8 protein-coding genes are annotated in these 8,535 nt (G+C 47.3%); 1 reads left to right on the forward strand and 7 read right to left on the reverse strand.

Annotated elements, in window-relative coordinates; genetic code table 11:
* Positions 1 to 295 precede the first annotated feature (295 nt).
* Positions 296 to 1,465 carry an AI-2E family transporter gene (locus ABGT74_RS00330; RefSeq protein WP_297282652.1) on the reverse strand — a complete coding sequence of 390 codons (1,170 nt, stop codon included), beginning with the start codon at positions 1,463 to 1,465 and terminating at the stop codon, positions 296 to 298.
* A 283-nt stretch (positions 1,466 to 1,748) separates the two neighbouring features.
* On the opposite strand from ABGT74_RS00330, the gene ABGT74_RS00335 reads away from it, so the two are divergent.
* Complete coding sequence (locus ABGT74_RS00335; RefSeq protein ID WP_346703994.1) at positions 1,749 to 3,248, forward strand: D-alanyl-D-alanine carboxypeptidase family protein; 1,500 nt, start codon at positions 1,749 to 1,751, stop codon at positions 3,246 to 3,248.
* 190 nt (positions 3,249 to 3,438) lie between these two features.
* Here ABGT74_RS00335 and ABGT74_RS00340 read toward each other — a convergent pair whose 3' ends face one another.
* The 6 genes from ABGT74_RS00340 to ABGT74_RS00365 all read right to left on the reverse strand — a co-directional run.
* Entirely contained in the window at positions 3,439 to 4,395 is a 957-nt protein-coding gene (locus ABGT74_RS00340) for a sugar-binding domain-containing protein (protein WP_346703995.1), read from the reverse strand.
* A gap of 102 nt (positions 4,396 to 4,497) precedes the next feature.
* On the reverse strand, positions 4,498 to 5,544 hold the full coding sequence (locus tag ABGT74_RS00345) for a zinc-binding dehydrogenase (protein ID WP_346703996.1): 1,047 nt from the start codon (positions 5,542 to 5,544) through the stop codon (positions 4,498 to 4,500).
* A gap of 9 nt (positions 5,545 to 5,553) precedes the next feature.
* Positions 5,554 to 6,720 (reverse strand): iron-containing alcohol dehydrogenase, encoded by a 1,167-nt coding sequence (locus ABGT74_RS00350; RefSeq protein ID WP_346703997.1) that lies wholly within the window; start codon positions 6,718 to 6,720, stop codon positions 5,554 to 5,556.
* Between the two features lie 8 nt (positions 6,721 to 6,728).
* The gene (locus ABGT74_RS00355) at positions 6,729 to 7,232 is read right to left on the reverse strand and encodes a class II fructose-bisphosphate aldolase (protein ID WP_346703998.1); all 504 of its coding nucleotides are present in this window, start codon (positions 7,230 to 7,232) and stop codon (positions 6,729 to 6,731) included.
* Positions 7,166 to 7,609 (reverse strand): class II fructose-bisphosphate aldolase, encoded by a 444-nt coding sequence (locus ABGT74_RS00360; protein ID WP_346703999.1) that lies wholly within the window; start codon positions 7,607 to 7,609, stop codon positions 7,166 to 7,168. The genes ABGT74_RS00355 and ABGT74_RS00360 overlap by 67 nt, the downstream gene beginning before the upstream one ends.
* Positions 7,610 to 7,617: 8 nt before the next feature.
* Positions 7,618 to 8,535 (reverse strand): BtpA/SgcQ family protein (locus ABGT74_RS00365; RefSeq protein ID WP_346704000.1); only part of this gene is annotated, 918 nt, incomplete at its 5' end.

Genomic DNA, 8,535 nt, shown 5'->3' on the forward strand with positions numbered 1-8,535 from the left:
TACAGTTTATCCGTTGCATCCGATGCATTCGAGATCAATTCACGCAGAAAGATTTCCTTATGCGTATAAATGGAATTGATCATCAAATCCAACAAACGCTTGGATTCCGCTTTAAACTGTTTCTTTGCCATGTGTATGCACCTCTATTTATTGGTATTAGCACTCTCGATGTCAGAGTGCCAACACTGATATGATAATCCAGTCTCAAGGAAAAATCAAGGGGCAAGTGGAAAATTCATGATTTGTTTATATTTATGTATAGAAAGGCGGCCTAAAAACATTCAGGCCGCCACGCTTATTGAATTTTTTTCTCCGCGATACCTCGTTCATGAATCCGATCGCGTACATAGTCGCGCAACAACGCATACAGAACTGAAACCACAGGAATGGAAAACAAAATGCCCAGCACGCCGGCAATGCTTGCGCCTAAGGTAACTGCAACCAGCACCCAGATGGACGGCAAGCCTACCGAGCCACCAACCACGCGGGGATAAATCACATTGCCCTCAACCTGTTGAAGGATTAGGAAAAGCACAATGAACCACAATGCCTGAATCGGGCTGGCAATTAAAATGAGAAATGCGCCAACGATACATCCGATAAATGCGCCGAAAATCGGAATGAGCGCGGTTACACCGATTAGTACCGCAATCACCAACGCATACGGCATTTTCAGTAGGGTCATGCTGATAAAAAACATCATTCCGAGAATAAAAGCTTCTAAACACTGTCCGGACAAAAAGCTGTTGAACGAAGAAGAGGTCAGATCGCAGACTTCCAAAAAACGGTCGACATGCTTTTCTGGGAAAAGTGCATAAAACAGGCGTCGGAATTGGCGGCCCAGATTTTCCTTTTGCAGCAGGATATAGATTGCAAATACCAAGCCGATGATGGTATTGGCCACACCGCTGACCACAGAAGTGGCGATATCGACTGTACTGCTGAGAAAATTGCTGTTTTGCAGGAAATCCTTTGCCATCTGGCCAACTTCTTTCCAGTTGACGTTGAGCAAATCTGCTTTGAATTTTTCAATTTCATCCGCGAACATGGGCAACCGCTCGCTGGCTTGTTCCAGCATCTGCGGCAGCCGTTTGCCAAAGCTCGTCATTTCGCGCCCAATGGCAGCAAATGAATTGTATAGTTCTGGCGCCACCATAAACAGCACAATGGAGATCACGCCCAAAACCACGATTAAAGTCAGAAGCAGGCTGAAAATGCGCTGCATTTTACGCATACGGATGCTGCCCTTCCCCTTTTTTTGAGTAAAGATTTTTTTCTCAAAAAAGCGCATAGGCACATTTAAAATAAATGCAATGCATCCACCAATCAAAAACGGCGCGGTCAAACCGGCCAGATAACGCAGCGCCGACGACACCATTTTGGTATTTTGTAAGCCCACATACAGCAAAATGGCAAACGCAATTAGCCCCATGATTTTTTTTATTGTGTCGCGATTTAAATTCAATGTAGAACCCTCATCTATCTATGCTATATTGATATATATATAAACATTTTTCCCATTTAAAGTCAAGCGCTTGCGAGCATATTTTATCTTCTATTCATAAAGACAAATGTTCAAACTTCTGGTTTTACAATATTCGGTAATTTTTTGTATAATCAACTTTCTTTTTATTGGCATATCTGCTAAAATAAAAATTAGAATATTCCATTTTTTGTGCAAAACAGAATATTCCGATTTGCACGGATTACAAGGCTGACCCGTGCATCATTAAGAAGGGGGTTTTATCATGTACAGAAAAATTATTGCGGCGTTGCTTGCGGTTGTTCTTTGCCTCGGCGGCAGTTTGCCATGTGCGCTTGCGCTGGATTTCGAGGCGGAAAGCGCTTTTGTGATGGATGGCGATACCGGAGAAGAGCTTTACTCCTATAATGGGGATGTCGCCCGCGTCCCGGCCAGCATGACCAAAGTTCTGACTGCCTACATCATTTATCAGGAATTGGAAGCCGGTTCCATTACGTTGGAAACACCGGTCAAGATCAGTCATAACGTCGCAGTTAAATCACGTGATTCCAGCTATCCGACCGCAGTGCCGCTGACCGAAGGCGCGACCTATACGGTTGATACGTTGCTGCATTTGATCATGATTCCGTCTGCCAGCGCATCCTGCATCGCCATGGCAGAACATATCAGCGGCAGTGAAAGTGCTTTTGTCACACGTATGAATGCCACGGTAAAGGAACTTGGCTTGAATGCGACATACTATAACTGCCACGGTGCGCAGCCGAACTATATTACGGCACGTTCACAGGCTGCGTTGACGAAAATTTTCATTGATACCTATCCGGATATCCTTCGTATCACAAGCAAGAGCGGTTTCAGCTTTAACGGAGCTTATTATAATAACACGAACCATCTTCTCAATACCATGGCGCCATATGAAGGTTTGGACGGCTTCAAAACGGGTACGATTTCGCAGGCTGGGTATTGCGTCACTACCACTGCTGTACGGAATGGTCGCCGCGTGATTGCTGTGGTGATGAAATCCACCAGCGATGCACAGCGTTTTGCCGACTCTCGTCAACTGCTGGATTATGGCTTTGATCAAATTCAAAAGCGCGATGCATCTCGTGCATCCACCAGTGTATCTGTTACGGCACAACCGGATAGCGTACGCCCCTATCAGCCCGCTTCCTTTACAGTGCAGCTCAATGGTGTTTCTGCGGCTTATGTTGCAAAGGCACAATGGTATGTCAATGGTGAGCCGGTGCAGAATTACGGCAACAGCAACTTCCAGGTGACGGCGAATAAAACCAGCACACTCAATTATACGCTTCGTGAATTGACTGGCGATACGTTGGATGTATCCTTTGTACTAACCATGCAGGATGGTACAGAGCGACATGCGGAAACTTCTGTGCCAATTGAACAGCGTCCGATTGCCTACACGGGATCTTTCAACATTCAAAGTGCTGCGGTTTATCCCGGAAAAACGCTGACGGTGACCGCGGATGTGCTCGGTGAAAACGGAATCAACCGCGTACAGCTTCCTGCCGGCTGGCAATGGGATGGACAACCGATTGCCGGTTATTCCAACGCTGCCTTTACTATTTTGAATGATCGGGCGAGCAGCGAATACACCATCAAAATCCCTGCGGATTCACAGCCCGGTATGCATACTCTTACATTTGTCGTCGGTCCGGCAGACAGCACAGGTGTTCAGCAGCTCGTGCTTTCTGCTGATATTGAGATTGTCTCACAAAAGAATATACAAGAGGATGCTGCATGATGGATTTAGGTTCTCATAGTTTTTAATGGGCCATCTCATTTGCACTATCGTTTGTTCGCATTTTCCAATATATGCGCTTTACACATTAAAGCGTGAAATAACCAATCAACATGTAAATATCAGCAAAACCATGTGACAGCATTGAAAAAAGCCGTTTGGGTGTTTAGAACACCCAAACGGCTTTTTCTGTTTACATATCGCACAATATGGACGCTGTGCGTGTATCTACAACCAACACATTGATATACTTTCCCTTGATTGCTGCATAGATTGCCTTTGCTTTGGCAGGTAGTCCAGCGACTCCGATTCGCGTCGGTATCCGTAAATAATCAGGCAACTCAACGGCAATGAGCCGGTCGCGGTATCGATTGGTAACACGTCTTCCCTCTTGATCAAACAAATGCGAACCAACCTCACCGATCAGCTGCTGCCCTTCTTCAAGCTGAGCGATATCTTTGACATCCACACCAACAAACGAATAGCGCAAATCGACACTTTCGTATGCACCGATGCCCACTACCGCAATATTGCAGGACTGAATCACGCGATACGTATCAATAAAGCTCGGTTCCTGCTGCAATGATTTTTTCATTTCCGCACTACTCACCACAATCGGAGCAAACAGCATAAACGGTTTTGCTCCCAAACGATTGGAAATGTTATGAACAATTTCGTTTGCTGCGGTATTTTGCGGCTCATTGTTTCGGCTTCCCAACATCTGTACCACTGTAACGTCCTTTTTATGTACAAAAGGCATTTGTTCTGCCATGGCTGCCAGCGTATTGCCACGTGTAAACCCGATCACATCGCCATCCCGCAGAATAGTAGCCAAGTATTGCGCTGCTGCTGCACCCAAATCGCGGAACACATCTTGTTCGCTGGCAATGTCCACAACGCGGATATCGAGCAAACCGAATTTTTCTTTTAAACGGGTTTCCAATTCAAGCAGCGTTGTACTGGAATTTGCATTGATCGTGATATGCACGATACCACTTTCCAAGCAATCGGCCAGAATTCGATTGACCCGTTGACGTGACATATTCATTCGCTGAGCAATCTGTTCCTGTGTACATCCTTCCTTGTAATAGTAATGTGCAACACGGGTAAATTCCGCAATCTGTGCATCCGTCAGCTTTTTTCCATTCATGCCTATTCCCCCAACGCTTTACTAGTTATATTTTAACAAAATGTATGGAAAATGCAACCATTTGTTTGCGTATCAGGAAGAAGCAAGCTGATTCTTTGCAGATCAAAGCAATACGCTAACTCGGAATTTTCCCGGCGTTGCTGCTTCTGCAAATGCCTCTTGGATGTGATCCAACGAATACTTGTTCTTTTCAATCAGCGGTGCTACCTGCACCACGCCCTGATTAAGCATATCTGCTGCCGTGCAAAAATCGGTTAGATCTGCTCCAAATGTTCCGATGAGTTCCAAACGGCGATAATGGATCACATTCGAATCAATATCAATAGCAGGAGTGGGATAGGCAGCGCCAAAGAATAAAATGCGGCCATCCACATGCTTCACTAGATCTAACGCCTGCTGGTTTACTTTTGTAGCAGCAACTGCTAAAATCGCTGCATCCGCGCCTTTTCCATCGGTTAGTCGCATGATCTCCTGCACCGGATCACATGCACTGCCATCCATTACCTCAAAGCCCATTTCTCGAGCAACCTGCAGCTTGTGCTCCATCAGTTCGGAGACAATTACCCTGCACCCCATCGCACGTGCTGCCTGTGCATTCAATAGTCCCATGGTACCCGCGCCGACAACCACCACGGTTTCCAATGGTTTAACTCGCAATTTATCCAATCCCTTGACAACCGCCGCCAGAGGTTCCATAAATGCTGCTTCACTGGGAGAAAGGGATGGATTCATTTTGATTAAGGCACGTGCTGGACGCACAGCATAATCGGCATATGCAAACATCCCACGATAACCGTCCGGGCTGATTTTTTTCGGACCGATCTCATTGTTTGTACATCCGCGCCCTCGTTTACAGCTATCGCAAATACCGCAGGTGACATAAGCGAGCGCTACCCTGTCCCCCGGCTTTAGATCCAACACTTTTTCACCAACTGCCACAACGGTACCTGCGCTTTCATGACCGCTCGCCATCGGATAGCCACGGCCTTCGCGTTGTCCGAGCCATTGTTGATAGTCCGTGGTACAGATATTACATGCTTCCTGCTTAACCAGAACCTCATCCGGCCCCATTTCCGGCAACGGCCGTTCTCGGACTTCTGCGTGCCCTTTTTCCGTCAACACGCCAAATCGCATTGTTTTAATTTCCATAAGGACCTCCTATACGCTTGCGTTTAGAATATTCAGGACATCTTGCTTATCCAGCTTACGCATTCCACCGATTGGGCCGTCTTCAGTCACCAAAGTCGCGATTTCTTCCAATCGGTCGCAGGATACACCTGCTTCTGTCAATGTCAACGGCACACCTAAGCCGCGCCAAAAACTACGCAATGCCTCAATACCTGCCGCAGCTGTCTTTTCTGGATGTGCTGCATCATACGGAATATCCCACACCCGGACAGCAAACTGCGCAAACCGTTCTACATGCTCGCGGTAAACATATTCCATCCAATGCGGCGTTAAAATGGACAATGTAGCACCATGCGCCAGATTGGTAAAGCCACCCAAAATATGCGAGATGAAGTGACAACTCCAATCGGGAACACGGCCGCAGTCCAGCAACCCGTTGTGCGCCAAGTTTCCTGCAAAAACAATTTCTGCGCGTGCATCATAATCAGTCGGTTCCTGCAAGGTGCGCGGTAGATTATGAATAATGGTTCGCAGCGTTGCTTCACATAGTCGATCGGTTAATTCAACATGCGGTTCGGCGGTAAAATACCGCTCCATCACATGGCTCATCATATCCACACCGCCGACGGCCATCACATATCTCGGCACTGTAAACGTTACTTCCGGATCCATAATCGCAAACACTGGTCTTGTGCGTCCATTGGAACCAAGCAGTTTGATATGCCCCTCTTCATTTGTGATTACCGATCCCGCACTGGATTCGCTCCCTGTGGCAGGAATGGTGAGAACAACACCTACGGGCAATGTATCCTGAATCACATGTTTTTTCGTGTAGTGATCCCAAACGTCGCCGTCATAAGTCGCACCCAAACCAATCGCCTTGGCTGAGTCGATCACGCTTCCTCCGCCCAATGCTAGGATGAAATCAATATTCTCGCGTTTACAGATCTCAATTCCTTCCCGAACCTTGCTCAGTACGGGGTTGGGCTGCACGCCGGTCAACTCCACAATTTCCAGCCCCTGCGCTTGCAAGGACTGGAGTACCGTTTGGTAGATTGCAGAGTTTAGAATAAAATCATCTCCATAATGGTGGAAAAGTACGCGTTTCCCGTAAGGACGGATCTCTTCTCCTACACAAGATGCCATGCCGCGTCCGAAAATGATTTTGGTCGCATTCTGAAACTTGAAATTTCGCATATGTTCTCTTACGCCTTTCCGTCCGAACCAAACAGCTGAATGTAGTGCTCCAATTTTCGTCGATAGACCTCTGTGCCCACCATGGGTGCAACATTAAAGTTTTTCTTTTTCCCTGCGTACATTTCCAGAGCCGCTGTGATATCAGGATCGCTGCTGGATTCGCCGCGCATAAAGCATGCCATTGCCTCTCCGGCGGGGTCTGCCATATCCGTAAACAGATTGATTTTTTGAATGCCGCATTCGATACATTTTTTTAAATTCTCATCTCCGGTGCCTGAACCGCCGTGTAAAACAAGTGGCACAGATACCAATCCGGCAATATCTCGCAGCAGTTCAAATTCCAGCCGCGGCGTTCCCTTATAAACACCGTGTGAGGTGCCGACTGCCACCGCCAGTGCATCTACACCGGTTTCTTCCACAAACCGCTTTGCTTCCTCACGATGCGTCAAACCACTGTCACGCGTAGCTTCATATTCTGTGCCCGTTCCAACATGACCGAGCTCTGCCTCCACGGTGACCCCCATAGCATGCGCAATTTTACCACTTCCCGGACTTCGCGCACATTTTCTTCAAAGACCAACTTTGATCGGTCAATCATGACTGAACTGTATCCGCAGCGGAGCGCACGCATGATTTCCTCAAATGGACCTCCATGATCCAGATGCAGCGCAACAACCGCTTCCGGATGCTCTTTTGCATAAAACTTCACTACTTCAGCCGTTTCTTCCATATTTGTAGTCCCAAGGCAAGAGATAATCAACGGCGCTTTCAAGTGCAGTGCCGCTTGAAAGCATCCCTGCACCGAAGGACTGTTGTAGGCATCGGGTGCCGCAACACCATATCGCCCTTTTTTCGCTTCGTTTAATATTCGATCGATTCCTATCAGCATATGTAACCTTACCCTTTCGCTGCGTCGATAAATCTCTTGGCACGTTCCGGATCTACTTCATTCCACAAGATTCCATCCTTTTTGACAAATGTGCCAACCACCATACCATCGGATATCTGTAGCGCATGCTTGATATTATCTGGCGTAACTCCGCTTGCGATCATAATCGGCCTATCTGGAAAACGATTTTTGATCTGCTCTACCTCCTTAAAATCGGGGGCAAGTCCTGCGTGTTGTCCTGGTACCAAAACGCCCGCTGGATCAAGCACGCTAAACGCCGTATCCGCCATATCCGATTGGCTGCGAGAATCCAACGAGGTGCCGCCGTGCGCATCGCAATAGCAATAAATATTCACATGTTCTGCACCGATATTGCGGCGGAAGCGCATGATATCTCCCGGATGATACTGGGTCAGACCGCACATATCCGCATATACACCGCTGATATAAGCGCGGATGAACTGTGCGTCAATCGCTTTGGCAATGGAAATCGCAGCATATGGATCCACCAAAACACCACAGCCGTAAGGAATTTCCACTGCATCCAGCGCCTGTGCAACGATACGGGTGTAGGATGCAACGATTTCCGGCCCAACCTTCGACAAATACGGCCGATCCCCTTCGTTTGCAAATACAATCGCATCAAATCCAGCATCTTGCAGCGCACGGATTTCCCGCTTCGCTCGGGCAACCTGCTCGCGAAAAGTCGCTGTACTGTCATAATGCGGTGTACCGGGCAATGCGGCCAAATGGACACAGCCAATAATCGGCTTATCTGTTTTGAATATCTTTTTGTGATTTTCCATCCAATCCATACAATACTCTCTCCTTACTATAAAGGTAACACCGCACAAAGAAAAAATATGATATAATAAAGCTATGGATAAGCAGATGAGTCTGTCGGGCCTGAGCGATGAATTGAGCCA

The organism is uncultured Agathobaculum sp., assembly GCF_963927765.1.
Lineage (GTDB): Bacteria > Bacillota > Clostridia > Oscillospirales > Butyricicoccaceae > Agathobaculum.